Below are 17,709 nucleotides of genomic sequence, written 5' to 3' on the forward strand. Positions count from 1 at the left end.
GGTTCGCTCGGTTCCTCTCAGGATTGTAAGGAACGCACCGAATTGTCGGGGCCCGCAGTCGACATCCCTTTAGTCCGTCAAAGCCCTTGCGTCCCAACACTCACGGCAGCAGCATCCGCTCCAGATGGGACTTCAGCTCCGCGTCGATGTCCACCGACGCCGGGTCGTAGAGCCACTGCACCTGGAGCCCGTCCCACAGGGCCACGAACCAGGCGGCCTCGCGGTGCGGGTCGCGGTCGGCGCCGATCTGCCCGCTGTCCTTCAGCATCGCGAACACGGACGCGAAGTGCGCCACGACCCACTCGAATCGCCGCTTGAAGTACCCGTGCGCCGGGTGCGCGAGCGCGGTCGCCTCGCCCGACAGGACCGTGTACAGCTCGATGAGGCCCGGCCGGGCGGCGTCGCCGCGCGCGCCCTCCACGACCTCGCGCAGGAACGCCCTGGGCGCCAAGGGCTCCCGGATGCGCTCGTTGACGCGCTCGTCGCGGCGGGTGAGGACCGCGGTCAGCAGCGCGTCCTTCGACCCGAAGTGGTGCAGGAGCGTCGACTTGGAGGAGCCGACCCGGGACGCGATGTCGCTCAAGGAGGTCGAGGAGAACCCGCGCTCGGCGAACAGCTCGGTGGCCGAGTCGAGGATCTTCGCGCGCCGCTCGCGCCCCGGCGCGTACCCCGACGCCTCGGCCTCCGGGCCGTCGAGGACCGGCACGGCCATGCCCGCCTCCGCGTCCGGCGCTTCGGCCGAGAGGTCGCCGCCGGGCCCGGCGGGCCGCGCGTAGTACGCCTCCAGCTCGGTCGGCACGTCGAGGCCGTCGAGGTACAGGGACATGATCTGGAGCCCGTCCCACACGGCGATGAGCGCCGAGTCCACAGTGTGCTCGCCGTGGCTGAGGGTCCGCAGCTGCGCGTAGCGGCGCCGCACGTGCTCGTGGGCCGGATGCGAGGCCGAGGCCGCGTCGCCGGTGAGGGCCGCGAACAGCTCCACGTACCCGGTGGTCTCGGCGTTCCGGCGGGCCAGCGCCGGGACCGCGGTCTGCGGCGGCAGGTCGGCGTGGGCCGCGTACCAGTCCTGGTTGGCGTCCTCCCAGCGCCCGAGCAGCGCCAGGAGCAGCTCGTCCTTCGAGGCGAAGTAGCGCAGGAGCGAGGCGTGCGAGATCCCGGCCTTCGCGGCGATGCCGCGCAGCGAGACGCCGCCGAACCCCTCGGCGGCGAACAGGTCGCGGGCCGCGTCGAGCAGCTCCTCGCGGCGGGCGAGGCCGGGCGCGTAGCGGCGCACTTCGGGCACGCGGGCTCCTTTCGGGCAGTACCGCCTGGAAGCGGCACGGATGCGCCGCGCCGCCAAGCCTATACGTCCTTGAGGAAATTCCGAGGCCAAAAAGCTAACCAGTCGGTCAGGATTCGAGCTACAGTCCAGTCAGCGGGGGCGACGGCGCCCCCTCTGGAGAAAGGTCCCCCGATGACGACGATGTCACCTACGGCCGCCGAAGCGCCCCTCGCTCCCGCCCGTGAACCGCGCTCGTACCCCTTCGCGCTCGCCGGAGCCAACTTCGGGCTCTACGTCGCGCTCCTGACCCCGGTCATGGTCTCCATGGCCTTCAAGGTCCAGCACCTCACCGCCACGCCCGGGGAGGCCGCCTCCTCGCTCGGCCTGGTCCTCGGCGTCGGCGCGTTCTTCGCCCTCGTCGCCAACCCCCTGGTCGGCCGCCTGTCCGACCGCACGACCTCCCGCTTCGGCATGCGCCGCCCCTGGATCCTCGGCGGCGTCGCCACCGGCTTCCTCGCCCTCGCGCTCATCGGCGCCGCCCAGTCGGTGTGGCTCGTCCTCCTCGGCTGGTGCGTCGCCCAGGCCGCCCTGAACGCGGTCATGGCCGCCGCCAACGCCACCCTCCCCGACCAGGTCCCGGCCGAGCGCCGCGGCAAGACCTCCGGGATCGTCGGCATCACCACTCCGCTGGGCATCCTCGGCGGCTCGTTCCTGGTGAACTTCATCGACGGCGACTTCGCCCGCTTCACCGTCCCGGCCGTCCTCGCCGTCGTCCTCTGCACCCTCTTCGCGCTGACCCTCAAGGACCGCGTGCTCACCGAGAAGCCCGCCCAGCGCCTCACCTTCGGCCAGTTCCTCGGCTCGTTCGTGTTCAACCCGGTCAAGCACCCCGACTTCGGCTGGACCTGGCTCACCAAGTTCCTCGTCATGTTCGGGTACGCCGGGATCGCCGCCTACCTGCCGTACTACCTCACCGAGAGCTTCCACCTCAGCGAGTCCGAGGCCGTCTCGACGATCCTGCTCGCCAACATCGCCTCGATGGTCATGATGGCCCTGTCCAGCCCCATCGGCGGGATCATCTCGGACCGCCTCGGCAGGCGCCGCGCCCCCGTCGCCTTCGCCGGGGTCGTCATGGCACTCGGCCTCGCGATCCTCGCGTTCGCCCCGAACACCGGCGTCGTGATCCTCGCCCAGGGCGTGATCGGCCTCGGCGCGGGCGCGTTCTTCTCCGTCGACCTCGCGCTCGCCACCCAGGTCCTGCCCAACCCCGACGACACCGCGAAGGACCTCGGCGTCCTCAACATCGCCAACGCCCTGCCGCAGTCGATCGCCCCGGCCATCGCCCCCGCGATCCTCGCCGTCGGCGGCGCGACCCCTCTCGGCGGCTACCCGTTCTGGTACCTGTTCGGCGCGGTCGTCGCGCTGGCGGGCGCCGTCCTGGTCTACCGCATCAAAGCCGTGAAGTAGGAAGGGAAACCGCAATGTCCGATATAGACACCCGCTACCGGGACGCCGCGCTGCCCGTGGAGGACCGCGTCGAGATCCTCCTCTCCCAGATGACCCTGGAGGAGAAGGCCGGGCTGTGCTTCCACACCATGATCGTCCCCAGCCAGGACGGCGAGCTGGCCGGACCCGACCCGATGTTCGGCGGGCCGTCCAACGAGGAGTACGTGAACGGGCTCCTGATGAACCACTTCAACCTCCTCGGCGGCATGCCCTCCGCGCGCCTCGGCGCGCGCTGGCACAACCGCCTCCAGGAGGCGGCCCTGAAGACCCGCCTGGGCATCCCGGTCACCATCTCGACCGACCCGCGGCACGCCTTCAGCGACAACCCCCTGGCCGCGTTGGCCTCCGGCGCGTTCTCGCAGTGGCCCGACATGCTCGGCTTCGGCGCCCTCGGCGACGAGGGCCTGGTGGAGCGCTTCGGCGACATCGCCCGCCGCGAGTACACGGCCGTGGGCATCCGCGTGGCCCTGCACCCGCAGATCGACATCGCCACGGACTCGCGCTGGGCCCGCCAGCTCAACACCTTCGGCGAGGACCCGGCCACCGTCGCGCGCCTCGGCGCCGCCTACATCCGCGGCTTCCAGGGCCCCGAGCTCGGCCCGGAGTCCGTGGCCGCCATGGCGAAGCACTTCCCCGGCGGCGGCCCGCAGAAGGACGGCGAGGACCCGCACTTCCAGTACGGGCGCGAGCAGGTCTACCCCGGCGGGCGCTTCGAGACCCACCTGGGGCCGTTCGAGGCCGCGTTCGCGGCGAAGGTCTCGCAGATCATGCCGTACTACGGGATGCCCGTGGGCACCGAGTACGAGGAGGTCGGCTTCGGCTTCAACAAGTCCGTCATCACCGGGCTCCTGCGCGAGCGGTACGGCTTCGACGGGATCGTCTGCACCGACTGGGGCCTCATCTCCGATTCGGAGATCATGGGCCAGCCGTTCCCGGCCCGCGCCTGGGGCGTCGAGCACCTGAGCCCGCGCGAGCGGATGGTCAAGATCCTCGACGCGGGCGCCGACCAGTTCGGCGGCGAAGCGATCCCCGACCTCCTGGTCGACATCGTCAAGGCCGGGGAAGTGAGCGAGGAGCGCCTCGACGTGTCCGCGCGCCGCCTCCTGCGCGAGAAGTTCGTGCTCGGCCTGTTCGACCGGCCGTTCGTCGACGAGGACGAGGCCGAGCGCATCGTCGGCTCGCCCGAGTTCGCCGCCGCCGGGGAGGCCGCCCAGCGCGCCTCCGTGACGCTGCTGACCAACGACGGCATCCTGCCGCTCCCTAAGGGCCGCAAGCTGTACGTCGAAGGGATCGACCCCGAGACCGCCGCCGCGTACGGCACCGTCGTCGCCACCCCCGAGGAGGCCGACGCCGCCGTCATCCGGCTCCAGGCGCCCTTCGAGGAGCGCGGCACCGTGTTCGAGAACTTCTTCCACGCCGGGTCGCTCGACTTCCCGGACGAGACCCTCGCGCACCTCGCGAAGGTCGCCGCCGCCGTCCCCACCGTGGTGGACGTCTTCCTCGACCGGCCCGCGATCCTCGGCCCCGTCGCCGACACCGCCGCCGCCCTCACCGCCACCTACGGCACCGGCGCGGCGGCCCTCCTCGACGTCCTCACCGGAAAGGACCGGCCGCGCGGGAGGCTCCCGTTCGACGTCCCGTCCTCCACCGAAGCCGTCGCCGCCAGCCGCCCCGACGTGCCCTTCGACACGAAGGACCCGCGCTTCCGCTTCGGCCACGGCCTCTCCTACTAGTCGAGTTCGCGGCATGCGGGGACCGTGTGCTACGGTTCCCGCATGTCCGCCGTCCGCTGGTATCAGCGCTTTACGCAGGCTCCGGGTGGAGCCCGCGGTCACTTGCGCTGACCACACGGACACCCGGAGCCACGCGGCAGAGACATCCGTCTCTGCCGTTCGTCGTTGAGGCGGGCCGGCACCGGGCAGCTCTGAGTGGATTCCCACCCGCCTCTGCACACCAGAGGAGACTTCCGCTCGATGAGCACGCCTGCCGAACACACCACCGGCGACGCCCCGCAGACCAGCGACCTGCGCATCCGCGGCTTCCAGCCGCTCGTCGCCCCGGCCGTCCTCCGCGGCGAGCTGCCGCTGGGACCCGACCGCGCCGCCCTCGTCGCCGACAGCCGCGCCGCCGTCAAGGACGTCCTCGCCGGCGACGACGACCGGCTCCTCCTCGTCGTCGGCCCCTGCTCGGTCCACGACCCGGCCGCCGCCCGCGACTACGCGCAGCGCCTCGCCGCCGCCGCGGCCCCGCTCGCGGACGACCTGCTCGTCGTGATGCGCGTGTACTTCGAGAAGCCCCGCACCACCGTCGGCTGGAAGGGCCTCATCAACGACCCGCACCTCAACGGCACCCACGACATCGCGACCGGCCTGCGCCTCGCCCGCCAGGTCCTCCTCGACGTCCTCGATACGGGCCTGCCGGTCGGCTGCGAGTTCCTGGAGCCGCTGAGCCCGCAGCACATCGCCGACGCCGTCTCGTGGGGCGCGATCGGCGCGCGCACCACCGAGTCGCAGGTGCACCGCCAGCTCGCCTCCGGGCTGTCGATGCCCATCGGCTTCAAGAACTCCACCGACGGCGACCTCGGCGGCGCGATCGACGGCTGCCGCTCGGCCGCCGGGGAGCACACGTTCTTCGGCGTCGACGAGGACGGCCGCGCCTCCATCGTCTCCACCAGCGGCAACCCCGACTGCCACATCATCCTGCGCGGCGGGCGCGGCGGCCCGAACTACGGACCCGCCGACGTGCGCGACGCGCTGGCGCTCCTCGCCAAGCACGGCATGACCGAGTCGCTCGTGGTCGACGCCAGCCACGCCAACTCCGGCAAGGACCACGTGCGCCAGGCCGAGGTCGTGCGCGAGGTCGGCGACCGGATCGCCGCGGGGGAGCGGGGCATCGCGGGCGTCATGATCGAGAGCTTCATCGAGCCGGGCCGCCAGGAGCCCGCCCCGCTCGACACGCTCGTCTACGGCAAGTCCGTCACCGACGCCTGCATCGGCTGGGACGAGACCGAGCGGCTGCTGAACGAACTGGCCGCCGCGGTCCGCGCCGGCCGCGAGCACCGCGCCTGAGAAACGACGAACGGCGCGCCCGGTACCGGGCGCGCCGTTCACTCCGCGTCGGGGTTGATCACCTGGTACAGGGCGTGGTCCTGCCAGCGCCCGGCGATCCTGAGGTACGAGGGCGCGAGCCCGTACCGCACGAACCCGTTGCGCTCCAGCACTTTCTGCGACCCGGTGTTGTGGACGAGGGTCTCGCCCTGGATGCGGTGGAGCCCGAGCTCGCCGAACGCCACGCCCTTCGCGAGCCGCACGGCCTCAGTGGCGATGCCTTTCCCGTTGGCGCGCTTGTCGACCCAGTACGCGATGCTGCACGACTGGAACGCGCCGAGAATGATCGAGTTGAGCTGCACCTGCCCGGTGATCCGGCCGTCGTCGAGGATGACGAGGCTCCGCCCGGTCCCGATCTCCGCGCCCGCGATCGCATTGGCGATCACCTCGGCCGTGCCGCGCTCCGTGAAGTGCTCGTCCGACCGCAGCGGCTCCCACGGCGCCAGGTGGTCGCGGTTCTCGCGCCGCAGCTCCGCGACGGCGGCGGCGTCGCTCAGATGCACGGGCCGGATCGAGATCATGCGGACGGCTCCTAGCGCTGGGGCGGGTATCCGGGCGGGGGCTGCTGCCACTGGCCGGGCTGCTGCGGGTACTGCTGGGGCTGTTGGCCCGGTTGAGGGTACTGCTGCTGCGGGTAGGCGCCGGGCGGCGGGTACTGGCCGGGCTGCTGGGGGTAGGCGGCCTGCTGGGGGTACTGGCCGGGCTGGGGCTGGTGCATGGCGACGGCCGGGTTCTGGCGGCCGCGGGCGATCTGGACGACGGTGAAGACGCCGAAGGCGGCCATGCCGACGCCGACGATGAGCAGGATGACGCCGGTGCCCTTGTTGTCGCTGCGCTGCTCCTCGATCGTGCGGTCGGTCGAGCTGCCGTCGTCGTACGTGGTGCAGATGTCGCCTTCGGCCATCGTCTGGCCGCCGCAGTCCACCTCGTCGGAGGTGGTCATCGTGATGCCGCCGTAGAACATGAACGGGGCCATGATGAGCGCGATGATGCCGTAGAACTTGGTCCTGCCGGACACGGGTGCTCCTCGCAGGGGTAGGGAAATGGACGAGGGCGACCCTATACGCCCGGTGCAAGAATTCTAGTACTAGAATAGCGGCATGGACGCCCTCACCGACGCCGAGCTGACCATCCTCGGCCTGCTCGTGGAGCACCCGCGCCACGGCTACGAGCTGGAGCACGTCATCGAGGAGCGCGGGGTGCGCAACTGGACCGCGCTCGGGTTCTCCTCGATCTACTACGTGCTCGACAAGCTCGCCAAGCGCGGCCTCATCGAGGCGATGGGCCCGCGCGCCTCGGCGAAGTCGCGGGTCCCCTTCGCGGCCACCGAGGCCGGGCGCGCGCAGTGCGCCGCCGCCACCCGCGAGGCGCTCGCGGAGCCCTCGCCCGTGCGCGCCCGCGTGCTCGTGGCGATGGCGAACAGCGCCGCGCTCCCGGACGCCGATGTCGCCGCGGGCCTGGCCGAGCGCCGCGCGGCCCTGCGCGAGCGACTCGCCGAACTGCGCGCGATCCGCGCCGCGCAGGAGCCGCTCCCCGTCGCCGCCCGCGGGATCTTCGACTACAGCGAGGCGATGCTCGAAGCCGAGATCGCCTGGGCCGACACCACATTGACGACCTACGACCAGGAGACCGCCATGGAGAAGTACGACGTCAAGCAGGCCCGCAAGGACCTCTACGCCCCCTCGGCGAAGGACTTCGCCGTGGTCGAGGTGCCCGAACTGCGCTACCTCGCGGTCGACGGCCACGGCGACCCGAACGCCGACACCGCCTACAGCGACGCCGTCGAAGCCCTCTACAGCACCGCCTACACCCTCAAGTTCGCGAGCAAGGCCGACGGCCGCGACTTCACCGTCGGCCCCCTCGAAGGACTCTGGCGCGCCGACGACCTCTCCGCGTTCGTGGAGCGCCGCAAGGAGGACTGGGCCTGGACGATGCTCATCAGCCTCCCCGAATGGATCACCGACGACCAGGTCAAAGCGGCGGTCGCCAAGGCCGCCGAGAAGAAGGACAACCCGGCCCTCGCGAAGCTCCGCGTCCTCACCCTGAACGAGGGCGCCAGCGTCCAGATCCTCCACCGCGGCCCCTACGACGACGAGGCCCCCACCCTCGACCGACTCCACAACGCCTACATGCCCGCGAACGGTCTCGCCTTCAACGGCGACCACCACGAGATCTACCTCAACGACCCCCGCCGCACCGAGCCCGCCAAGCTCAAAACGGTGCTGCGCCAACCGGTCCGCCCGGTCTAGGACTCCTCGGTCCGGTAGACGCGGAAGCCCCGGGACTCGTAGTTGCGGAGGGCCACGGGGGAGTCGTCGGTGCAGGTGTGACCCCAGACCCGCTGCGGGGATTCGATTGCGGGCCAGCGGGTGTGGAGCGTCCAGGCTTTGGCGATGGCTTCGGTGAGGAGGTGGCCGCCGAAGCCCTTGCCGATGAAGTCGGGGAGCAGGCCGAAGTAGGCGAGTTCGACGTCATGCGGGTTGGTGCCGTCGAGTTCGGCGAAGCCGATCGGGGTGCCGCGCACGCAGCCGACCCAGGTCTCGACGCCGGGGCGGTCCAAGTAGGCGCGCCATTCGGCCTCGGACCAGACGAGGCGGTCCGTCCAGTTCCAGTCGCCGCCGACGGCCGTGTAGAGGAACCGGCTGAACGCGGTGCTCGGGATCTCGGCGCGCACCAGGGAGACCGGCTCGGCCGGGGCCTTCGCCGGGTTGAGGCCGGCGCGGTCGCGCATCTCGAAGTACCAGGTGGTCAATGTCATGCGGTCCCTTTCTCGCGGTCGCCGGATGATCGCACATGCGAGGATCGGGAACCGTGACCGCCCTACCGCACGACGCCCTCGCCTGGACCGCGCTCGCGGTCGGCGCGCTCTTCATCGGCTTCGCGAAGGCGGGGATCAGCGGCACCTCCTCGATCGCGATCGTGCTCTTCGCGGCCGTCATGCCCGCCAAGGAGTCGACCGGGGCGATGCTCCTGTGCCTCATCCTCGGCGACCTCTTCGCGATCCGCTACTACTCCCGCCACGTCGAGTGGCGCATCCTCGCCCGGCTCGCCCCGTGGACCGTCATCGGGGTCGTCGCGGGCGCGCTGGTCCTCGACGCCGTGAACGACGCGGTCGTGCGCCCGCTCATCGGTGTCATCCTCCTGGCGCTCCTCGGCCTCCAGCTCGCCATGAAGTACGCCCGCCGCGGCAAGGACGACGCCCCCGAGCTCCCGCCGCTCCTTCGCCACGGCGCGTCGGCCGCAACAGGGACGGCCGCGGGCGCGGCCACGATGCTCGCGAACGCCGCCGGGCCGGTCATGGTCCTCTACCTGTTCCTCGCCGGGTTCTCGAAGCTCCAGTTCCTGGGGACGATGGCCTGGTTCTTCCTGGCGGTCAACCTCTTCAAGGTCCCGTTCAGCGTGGGCCTGGGCATCATCGACTGGGGCACCGCGCTCCTCGCCGCCTGCCTCCTCCCGGCCGTGGCCGTCGGCGCGCTGGCGGGCCGGGCGGTCGTCAAGCGGGTCGAGCAGCGACAGTTCGAGATCGCGACGCTCGCGATGACCGCGGTCGGCGCGGCGCTCCTCATCGTGTGAGGCGGCCCGCCGCGGCCTGGAGCGCGGCGGCGAACGCCGCGGTCGCGGGCGGGTCCGGCGGCTCGCCGTAGGTGAGAAGGTGGATGCGTCGGCGGAAGCCGGGGATCTCGGTCGCCTGCACGCCCTCGCGGTGGTGGGTGCGCAGCGCCAGGCCCGGGTTCGCGGTCACGCCCAGTCCCGCGGCGATGAGGGCGTGCTGGACGACGATGTCGTCGCTGGTGTACGCGATGTCGGGCGTGAAGCCGACCGCCGCGCAGGCGTCCAGGAGCTCCTTGCGGCACCGCGGGCAGCCGCCGATCCAGGCGGAGTCGCGATTGCCGAGCAGCGTCTGGTCGGGTTCGACGCTGGTCAGGTACATCGGGTCGTCGAAGAGGTGCACGCCGCGCACGTCAGCGGGGAGGTCGTCGTCGTAGCGGAAGACGATCGCGGCGTCGACCTCGCCGTCGCGCAGCAGCCCCAGCGAGATCTCCGGATGGGCCTCGACCAGGTTGACCTCGATCCCGGCGTGTTCGCGGCGCATCGCGGCCACGGCCTCGGGGACGATGGTGCTCAGCACCGACTGGAACCCGGCGAGCCGCACCCGCCCGGTCCGCAGGCCGACCATCGCTTCGAGCTCGGCCTCGGCGGCGTCGACGCGGCCGATGATCTCGCTCGCCCGCCGGGCGAGCATCTCGCCTTCGGGAGTGAGCCGGATGCCGCGGCCGACGCGCTGGACGAGCCGCGCGCCGGTCTCGGCCTCCAGCCGGGCGAGGTGGTGGCTCACCGAGGGCTGCGCGTAGTGGAGGTGCTTGGCGGCCTTGGTGACCGAGCCGTGCGCGGCCACCGCCGCGAGGACCCGGAGCCGCACGATATCGAGCATTCATCAATCCTATCGATCGGTTTCCTCAGAATCCGGCATTGGACTGATGGAACGATCCGGGGGAGGCTGGAGCCATGACCACCACGATGATCACCACGCCCGGCCTGGCCGACGTCACCACCGGTATCCGGTACGCGCTCCGCAGCGCCGCCGACTGGACCGACGCGGCCCGCCTCGTCGCCGACGAACTCCGCGGCCGCCTCCCCGACATCGCCGTCCTCACTCCCGAGCAGCGCCTCGGCGACCCGGACAAGCCGACCGGCCACCTCCTCCACGCCGAGCCCGACGGGAGCTTCTCCGTCACCGCCGTCGTCTGGCGGCCCGGCCAGGCCACCCGCATCCACGACCACATCACCTGGTGCGTGGTCGGCGTCCTCCAGGGCGTCGAGCACGAAGAGCTCTTCGACGCCGACCTCAATCCCGTCGGCGTCAACGACAACCGCCCCGGCGAGGTCACCGGCTTCGCCCCTCCCGGCGACATCCACCGGATCGTCAACTCCGGCACCGAGACCGCGATCTCGCTGCACGTCTACGGCACCGACCTCAGCCGGGTCGGCAGCAGCGCCCGCCGCTACTACGAGCCCGCGAACGCGGAGAACTGAGGCATCCCATGGCGACTCGCCAACTCATCGTCCAGCAGTGGACCACCGTCGACAACATCGTCGCCGAGGAGGACGGCGGGCTCAGCTTCGTCTCCGGAGAGCCCTTCGACGACGACGTCCAGAGCCCGTTCAAGGACAGCGTGATGGGGCTGATCGACTCCGTCGACACGCTGATCCTCGGCGCGAACACCTACAACATGTCCAAGGGCTACTGGCCGTACGCCGAGGACCAGGGCGAGTACGGGCGCAAGCTCAACGCCCTCACCAAGTACGTCGCCTCGTCCACACTGGAGGAAGCGCCGTGGGGCGGCTTCCCCGCCGCGACCGTCACCCGCGACGCGGCCGCCACGATCCGCGAACTCAAGCAGCAGGACGGGAAGCACCTCTGGCTGTGGGGGAGCCTGACGCTCATGCGCTCGCTCATGGACGAGGGCGTGGTCGACCGGTTCCGGCTGATGGTCTGCCCGGCCTCCCGCGGCAAGGGCACCCGCCTGTTCGAGGACCGGCACGACCTGGAGCTGATCGAGGCGGCCGGGTTCGACAACGGCGTAGTCGTGCTGGACTACGCGGTCAAGCAGTGAACGAGGCAGGAGACTTCCCATGAGCGACAACGCCACCGCCCAACGGGCGACCCGACTGCTCACGCGGCCGTACACGATCAACGGGCTCGACCTGCGCAACCGCGTCGTCATGGCGCCGATGACCAGGGGCCAGTCGCCCGGCGGCGTGCCCGGCGAGAACGTCGCCGCCTACTACGCCCGCCGCGCCGCGGGCGGGGTCGGGCTCATCGTCACCGAAGGGACCTACGTCGGGCACGCCTCGACCTGGGCCAGCGACAGCGTGCCGCGGTTCCACGGCGAAGCGCCGCTCGCGGGCTGGCGGCGGGTCGCCGAGGCCGTCCACGCGGCGGGCGGCCGGATCTTCCCGCAGCTGTGGCACGTCGGCGCCGACCGGGACCCCGGCACCGGGCCGGTGCCCGACGCCGACGTCCTCAGCCCCTCCGGCCTCGGCACCGACGGCGAGCCGAAGGGCCGCGCGATGACCCGGGCCGACATCGACGCGGTGATCGCGGCCTACGCCGAGAGCGCCGCCGCCGCAGAGCGCCTCGGCTTCGACGGCGTCGAAATCCACGGGGCCCACGGGTATCTCATCGACGAGTTCCTGTGGGCGCACACGAACCGGCGCACCGACGCCTACGGCGGCGACCTGTCCTCGCGCGCCCGCTTCGCCGCCGAGACCGTCGCGGCCGTCCGTGCCGCCGTCTCCCCGGATTTCCCGGTGAACTTCCGCTTCTCCCAATGGAAGGGCGGCGCCTACGACGCCAAGCTCGCCGCCAGCCCTATCGAACTCGAACAGCTCCTCGCGCCGCTCGCCGACGCCGGAGTCGACGCGTTCCACGCCTCCACCCGCCGCTACTGGCTCCCCGAGTTCGACGGCAGCGACCTCAACCTGGCGGGATGGACGAAGAAGCTCACCGGCAAACCCGTGATCTCCGTCGGCTCGGTGGGCCTCGACAAGGAGTTCATGGGCCCGGAGGGCATGGCGTTCACGCCCGGCACCACCGGCATCGACCGGCTCCTCGACCGTATGGAGCACGACGAGTTCGACCTGATCGCCGTGGGCCGCAGCCTCATCGCCGACCCCGACTGGCCGCGCCGCATCACCAGGGGCGAGCCCACCAACCCGTTCACCGCCGGACTCCTCGGCTCCCTCGCCTGAGGCCGCTGGGCCCGATCGGGGACTCCCGGCGAAATGCCAGCTCGGAAGGGTTGGAACGGGATTGGTAGCATCGCGAAATGACCTCCTCCGGACAAAAGCGCGCTGAACCGACCAAGCAGCGCGGCTGGCTCGCGGCGAACTACAGCATTCCGGCGCGGATCGTGACGGTGGTCGGGGTGCTCGCGAGTGCGTGGGGCCTGGCGGCCGCGGTCGGCGACACCGAGGGGGAGAACCCCGTCAGCTGGCTCATGTTCATCGGCCCCGCGCTCGCGGGCGCGTTCCCCACGATCGAACTCGCGTGGCGCCGCGACCGGGACCTGTCGATGGCGACGGTCAAGCCGCGCTGGTTCGTGTTCCCGCTGTTCGGGGCGCTCGGGGCCGTGATCGTCATGGGCGTCACCGAGATCGTCATGCGCGCCTCGGGCGCGGTCGCCGCCGCGCAGGCGCAGAACAAGTGGCACTACTGGTTCGCCGAGGACGGGCCGTCCGCGCCCTCGATCGCGTTCGGCCTGCTCGGGTACGTCGCCGGGCTGCTGCTCGCCGTCGCCGTCTACGTCGTGGTGCTGTGGCCGCTCCAGATCCTCCTGCGCCCGCACCAGGCGATCGACGAGAACATGATGGACACCTCGGAGGAGAACTTCCGCCGCAACCGCGCGGCCCTGGCCCTCATGCCGATCATCGTGGTCGTCGCCGTCGTGATCGCCATCGGCCTGACGTCGGAGAACACCGTGCTCGCGGTGGTGGCGATCGCGGTCGAAGTCGGCCTGGTCGTCGCCGGGATGGCGCTTCAGCGGGTCGACAGGAAACGGCGGGCCGCGGCCGGCGTCGGCACAGGCGTCGAGATCGGGCGGAAGCGCTCCTAGCCCCTGGCGAGCTTCTTCGCGTAGGCCACGTCGTGCTCGCGGGTGTCCGTCTCGGTCACGAGCGGGATGTCCTTGAGCAGGGGTGTGCGGGCGGCCGCACGGAGTCCCTTGTCTCCCAAGAGGCCCTCGCCGAGCGTCGCGTGGCGGTCGCGGCGGGAGCCCTGCGGGTCGCGGCTGTCGTTGTAGTGGACGAGGCCGATCCGGTTCGGGCCGATGTCGTCGGTGAGTTTGCGGAGGGACGCGGCGAGCGCCCGGGCGTTCGCGAGCGGTTCGCCCGCGGCGTGGAGGTGGCAGGTGTCGAGGCACAGGCCGACCTCCTTGATGCCAACGGCGTCAAGGTATTCGGCGGTGGTCTCGAAGGTGTGGGCCATCGCGTTCGAGGCGCCCGCGGTCGGCTCCACGAGGAGTCGCACCGAGTCGGGGGCGTTGTCGAGGACCGCCCGGTACGCGGGGCCGATCCGGCGGAGGGCCGCGTCCCGGTCGCCGTCTTTCGAGGAGCCCGCGTGGACCACCACGCCCACCGCGCCGAGCTTCGCGGATTCGACCAGCGCCGCCCGCAGGTGCTCGACGGACTTCTGAAGCGCGTCCTTGTCCGGGGACGCCAGGTTGAGCAGATACGAGGCGTGGACGTACACCGGGAGCTTCCGCTCCGCGCACTCGTTGCGGAAGCGCTCGGCCAGCGACGCCTCGACCCGCGGGAGCGCCCACCCGCGCGGGGAGCCGATGAAGATCTGGATGACCTCTGCGCCGATCGCGTCGGCCTCGGCCAGGCCCTTCTTGACCAGGCCCCCGCCGACCGGCACGTGCGCGCCGATCGGCCGCTTCTTGGCTGCCACCGCTCTGTCCCCCTTCGTCGCCCCACATTGTTCCGCATCGGGGGCGCGGGCGGCGGGGGTTCCCCGGTCAGCGCCAGACGACGCGCAGGTTGTCGCGGTGGCCGAGGCGTTCGAGGTTGACGGCGAGGGCGTCGCGGAGGTTGGAGAGGGACGCGCCGTCGTCGGCGGTCACGAGGAGCGAGAGGGACTCGGGGCCGAAGTTGAGGAGGCCCTCGCCGATGCCGAAGTGGAGCCGGTAGCCGCCGGGCAGCGGCTCGACGGGGACCTTGCGGCCCAAGTGCTCCGCGAGGAGGTCGGCGTAGCTGGCCGATCGCTGGGTCGCGACCTCGGCTGTGGAGGCCAGCAGGCCGCCCTGGTCGTTGCGGATGGTGGTCGTCTCGATCATGCGTTCCCCTCCGAGAACTGCGTTCCGTTGCCCCGTCCCGTCGCCGTTCGGGTACTCCCGCAGGCTAATCACCGGGAGGCCTATTTGTCAATGACGACAACAAATCCAGCGAGGGGCCAGGTTGACACAGGTGTTATCGATAAATATATTGATATCAATGTGACCGTGCACATACTCCAGATAGGAGCACTCTATGCCGTCCTCACCTCTGAGTCGACGCCGCCTCTTCCAAGCGGCCGGAGCGGCCGCCGTCGCGACCGCCGTGGCCGCTCCCGGCACCGCCCACGCCGCCGTCGCCCCCGTGCGCACCGACATCGGGAACCTCGCGCAGCCCTTCGCACTCGGCCGCGTCAAACTCAATGCCGGGCGCTGGCTCGACAACCAGAACCGCACCCTCTCATACCTCCGCGACGTCGACGTCAACCGCCTCCTCTACAACTTCCGCGCCAACCACGGCCTCTCCACCGGCGGCGCCGCCGCCAACGGCGGCTGGGACGCCCCCGACTTCCCCTTCCGCACCCACATGCAGGGCCACTTCCTCACCGCCTGGGCCCAGGCCTGGGCCGTCCTCGGCGACACCACCTGCCGCGACAAGGCCAACACCATGGTCGCCGAACTCGCCAAGTGCCAGGCCAACAACGCCGCCAAGGGGTTCGCCGCCGGATACCTCTGCGGCTTCCCCGAATCCGACTTCACCGCCCTCGAAAACGGCACCCTCTCCAACGGCAACGTGCCCTACTACGTGATCCACAAAACCCTCGCCGGGCTCCTCGACGTCTGGCGCCTGATCGAGAACACCCAGGCCCGGGACGTGCTCCTCGCCTTCGCCGGATGGGTCGACACCCGCACCGCCCGCCTCACCACCACGCAGATGCAGAACGTGCTGCGCACCGAGTTCGGCGGCATGAACGCCGTCCTCGCCGACCTCTACCAGCAGACGGGCACCGCGCGCTGGCTCACCGCCGCCCAGCGCTTCGACCACGCCTCGGTGTTCGACCCGCTCGCGAACGGCACCGACGCGCTCAACGGCCTGCACGCGAACACCCAGGTGCCCAAGGCGATCGGCGCCGCCCGCGAGTACAAGGCCACCGGCACCACCCGCTACCGGAACATCGCGGACAACTTTTGGTCGATCGTCACCAGCGCCCACACGTACGCCATCGGAGGGAACTCCGAGGCCGAGCACTTCCGCCCGGCGAACGCCATCGCGTCCTACCTGGACACCGACACCTGCGAGGGCTGCAACTCCTACAACATGCTCAAGCTGACCCGCGAACTGTGGCAGCTCGACCCCGAGGACGCCTCCTACTTCGACTTCTACGAGCGCGCCCTCCTCAACCACCTCATCGGCTGGCAGGACCCCGGCAGCGCCCACGGCCACATCACCTACTTCACGCCCCTGAAAGCGGGCGGGCGCCGCGGCGTCGGCCCGGCCTGGGGCGGCGGCACCTGGTCGACCGACTACAACTCGTTCTGGTGCTGCCAGGGCACCGGCATCGAGACCTTCACCAAGCTCATGGACTCGGTGTACTGGTACGCGGGAACCACCTTGTGGGTCAACCTCTTCACCCCCTCCACCCTCACCTGGTCCGAGCGCGGCATCACCGTCGCCCAGTCCACGACCTACCCCGTCTCCGACACGACCACCCTCACCGTCACCGGCTCCACCAGCGGCTCCTGGACGATGCGCCTGCGCATCCCCGCCTGGACGCAAGGCGCGACCGTGGCCGTCAACGGCGCCGTCCAGAGCATCGACACCACCCCCGGCACGTACGCCGCCCTCACCCGCACCTGGGCCTCCGGCGACACGGTGACCCTCAAGCTCCCCATGCGGCTCGTCGTCGAGCCCTCGAATGACAACGCTGAAGTCGCTGCCGCGATCTACGGCCCCACCGTCCTCTCCGGCAACTACGGGTCCACGACCCTGAGCGCCCTCCCGGTCCTCGAACCCGAGTCGATCCAGCGCACGAGCACCTCATCGCTCGCCTTCACCGCGACCGCCAACGGCGCCACCGTGAACCTCGGCCCGTTCTACGACGCCCACGGCCACAACTACACCGTCTACTGGAACACCGGCGGCGGTAGCACCGACGCACCCGCCTACAAGCTGTACAACGCCAACTCGAACCTCGTCCTCGGCGTGCGCGACATGTCCACCGCCGACGGCGGCCTCGCCGTGCAGTGGAACGACACCAGCACCGCCGACCACTTCTGGGAGCTGGTCGTCTCCGGCTCGGCCCTGAAGATCCGCAACCGCAACAGCGGCAAGGTCCTCGGCATCCAGGACATGTCCACCGCCGACAACGCCGCGGCCCTCCAGTGGGCCGACAACGGCACCGCCGACCACCTCTGGACCCCCGTCGACCAGGGCGACGGCACCCACAAGCTCCGCAACTCCAACAGCTCCAAGCTCCTCGGCATCTCCGGCGCCTCCACCGCCGCCGGGGCCCAGGCCGTGCAGGCGCCCGACGACGGCACCGCCGACAACCGCTGGCGCTTCGTCCCCGCCGGGGCCCGCCGCATCCAGAACGTCAACAGCGGCCTGGTCATCGGTGTCCAGAACATGTCCACCGCCAACGGCGGCCTCGCGATCCAGTGGGCCGACAGCGGCACCGCCGACCACCTGTGGACCGCGGTCCTCGACACCGGCGGCTACTTCAAGCTCCGCAACTCCAACAGCGCCAAGGTCCTCGGCGTCGAGAACGCCGCCACCGCCAACGGCTCCCGCATCATGCAGTGGGACGACAACGGCACCGCCGACCACCGCTGGCGCCTGCGCTGGGGCAGCGGCAACGCCTTCCGCATCCAGTGCGCCAACGGCGGCCGGGTCCTCGGCGTCACCAACGCCTCTACCGCCTCCGGCGCGCAGATCGTCCTCTGGGACGACAACGGCACCGCCGACCACCTGTGGAGGTTCATCTAGCATCGAAGGCGTCGGCGGGACCGGTCTCCGCTGGACCGGCCCCGCCGCCGCGCGTCCGCCTCGGAGCCCGGACGA

General features: G+C 71.0%; 17 protein-coding genes. 10 read left to right on the forward strand and 7 right to left on the reverse strand.

Annotated elements, in window-relative coordinates:
• Nucleotides 1-100: 100 nt before the first annotated feature.
• Nucleotides 101-1,282, reverse strand: a complete 1,182-nt coding sequence (locus WA640_RS12205) for a TetR/AcrR family transcriptional regulator (protein WP_335987936.1) — start codon at nt 1,280-1,282, stop codon at nt 101-103.
• A gap of 171 nt (nt 1,283-1,453) precedes the next feature.
• Here WA640_RS12205 and WA640_RS12210 point away from each other — a divergent pair, with 171 nt between their 5' ends.
• From WA640_RS12210 to WA640_RS12220, 3 genes are all read left to right on the forward strand, one after another.
• Nucleotides 1,454-2,728: an MFS transporter gene (locus tag WA640_RS12210; protein WP_335987937.1), complete on the forward strand. Its 1,275-nt coding sequence runs from the start codon at nt 1,454-1,456 to the stop codon at nt 2,726-2,728.
• Nucleotides 2,729-2,742: 14 nt separating this feature from the next.
• A complete protein-coding gene (locus WA640_RS12215) occupies nt 2,743-4,500 on the forward strand; it encodes a glycoside hydrolase family 3 protein (RefSeq protein WP_335987938.1) in 1,758 nt (585 codons plus the stop codon).
• A gap of 240 nt (nt 4,501-4,740) precedes the next feature.
• A complete protein-coding gene (locus tag WA640_RS12220) occupies nt 4,741-5,835 on the forward strand; it encodes a 3-deoxy-7-phosphoheptulonate synthase (RefSeq protein WP_335987939.1) in 1,095 nt (364 codons plus the stop codon).
• 38 nt (nt 5,836-5,873) lie between these two features.
• Here WA640_RS12220 and WA640_RS12225 read toward each other — a convergent pair whose 3' ends face one another.
• Both WA640_RS12225 and WA640_RS12230 read right to left on the reverse strand, forming a co-directional pair.
• Complete coding sequence (locus tag WA640_RS12225; RefSeq protein ID WP_335987940.1) at nt 5,874-6,395, reverse strand: GNAT family N-acetyltransferase; 522 nt, start codon at nt 6,393-6,395, stop codon at nt 5,874-5,876.
• Between the two features lie 11 nt (nt 6,396-6,406).
• Nucleotides 6,407-6,892, reverse strand: a complete 486-nt coding sequence (locus WA640_RS12230; RefSeq protein ID WP_335987941.1) for a hypothetical protein — start codon at nt 6,890-6,892, stop codon at nt 6,407-6,409.
• Nucleotides 6,893-6,974: 82 nt separating this feature from the next.
• Between WA640_RS12230 and WA640_RS12235 the strand changes: the two genes are divergently transcribed.
• On the forward strand, nt 6,975-8,123 hold the full coding sequence (locus WA640_RS12235) for a GyrI-like domain-containing protein (protein ID WP_335987942.1): 1,149 nt from the start codon (nt 6,975-6,977) through the stop codon (nt 8,121-8,123).
• Here the strand turns inward: WA640_RS12235 and WA640_RS12240 are convergent.
• A complete protein-coding gene (locus tag WA640_RS12240; protein ID WP_335987943.1) occupies nt 8,120-8,632 on the reverse strand; it encodes a GNAT family N-acetyltransferase in 513 nt (170 codons plus the stop codon). The genes WA640_RS12235 and WA640_RS12240 overlap by 4 nt on opposite strands.
• 53 nt (nt 8,633-8,685) lie before the next feature.
• On the opposite strand from WA640_RS12240, the gene WA640_RS12245 reads away from it, so the two are divergent.
• Entirely contained in the window at nt 8,686-9,447 is a 762-nt protein-coding gene (locus WA640_RS12245; protein ID WP_335987945.1) for a sulfite exporter TauE/SafE family protein, read from the forward strand.
• Here the strand turns inward: WA640_RS12245 and WA640_RS12250 are convergent.
• Nucleotides 9,437-10,306 (reverse strand): LysR family transcriptional regulator, encoded by an 870-nt coding sequence (locus WA640_RS12250; RefSeq protein WP_335987946.1) that lies wholly within the window; start codon nt 10,304-10,306, stop codon nt 9,437-9,439. The two genes, WA640_RS12245 and WA640_RS12250, sit on opposite strands and share 11 nt — an antisense overlap.
• Before the next feature lie 74 nt (nt 10,307-10,380).
• Here WA640_RS12250 and WA640_RS12255 point away from each other — a divergent pair, with 74 nt between their 5' ends.
• The 4 genes from WA640_RS12255 to WA640_RS12270 all read left to right on the forward strand — a co-directional run bounded on the left by WA640_RS12255 (nt 10,381) and on the right by WA640_RS12270 (nt 13,490).
• On the forward strand, nt 10,381-10,908 hold the full coding sequence (locus WA640_RS12255) for a cysteine dioxygenase family protein (protein WP_335987947.1): 528 nt from the start codon (nt 10,381-10,383) through the stop codon (nt 10,906-10,908).
• Between the two features lie 8 nt (nt 10,909-10,916).
• A complete protein-coding gene (locus WA640_RS12260; RefSeq protein WP_335987948.1) occupies nt 10,917-11,489 on the forward strand; it encodes a dihydrofolate reductase family protein in 573 nt (190 codons plus the stop codon).
• 19 nt (nt 11,490-11,508) lie between these two features.
• Nucleotides 11,509-12,627, forward strand: a complete 1,119-nt coding sequence (locus tag WA640_RS12265; RefSeq protein ID WP_335987950.1) for an NADH:flavin oxidoreductase — start codon at nt 11,509-11,511, stop codon at nt 12,625-12,627.
• Between the two features lie 77 nt (nt 12,628-12,704).
• Nucleotides 12,705-13,490, forward strand: a complete 786-nt coding sequence (locus tag WA640_RS12270) for a hypothetical protein (RefSeq protein WP_335987951.1) — start codon at nt 12,705-12,707, stop codon at nt 13,488-13,490.
• On the opposite strand, the gene WA640_RS12275 is transcribed toward WA640_RS12270, so the two are convergent.
• On the reverse strand, nt 13,487-14,326 hold the full coding sequence (locus tag WA640_RS12275; protein ID WP_335987953.1) for a deoxyribonuclease IV: 840 nt from the start codon (nt 14,324-14,326) through the stop codon (nt 13,487-13,489). The genes WA640_RS12270 and WA640_RS12275 overlap by 4 nt on opposite strands.
• Nucleotides 14,327-14,393: 67 nt before the next feature.
• Nucleotides 14,394-14,711, reverse strand: a complete 318-nt coding sequence (locus WA640_RS12280) for a DUF2218 domain-containing protein (RefSeq protein ID WP_335987954.1) — start codon at nt 14,709-14,711, stop codon at nt 14,394-14,396.
• A gap of 193 nt (nt 14,712-14,904) precedes the next feature.
• Here WA640_RS12280 and WA640_RS12285 point away from each other — a divergent pair, with 193 nt between their 5' ends.
• Nucleotides 14,905-17,634 carry a beta-L-arabinofuranosidase domain-containing protein gene (locus WA640_RS12285; RefSeq protein ID WP_335987955.1) on the forward strand — a complete coding sequence of 910 codons (2,730 nt, stop codon included), beginning with the start codon at nt 14,905-14,907 and terminating at the stop codon, nt 17,632-17,634.
• The last annotated feature ends 75 nt before the right edge of the window (nt 17,635-17,709 follow it).

This window comes from Glycomyces sp. MUSA5-2 (assembly GCF_037034145.1).
GTDB lineage: Bacteria > Actinomycetota > Actinomycetes > Mycobacteriales > Micromonosporaceae > Glycomyces > Glycomyces artemisiae.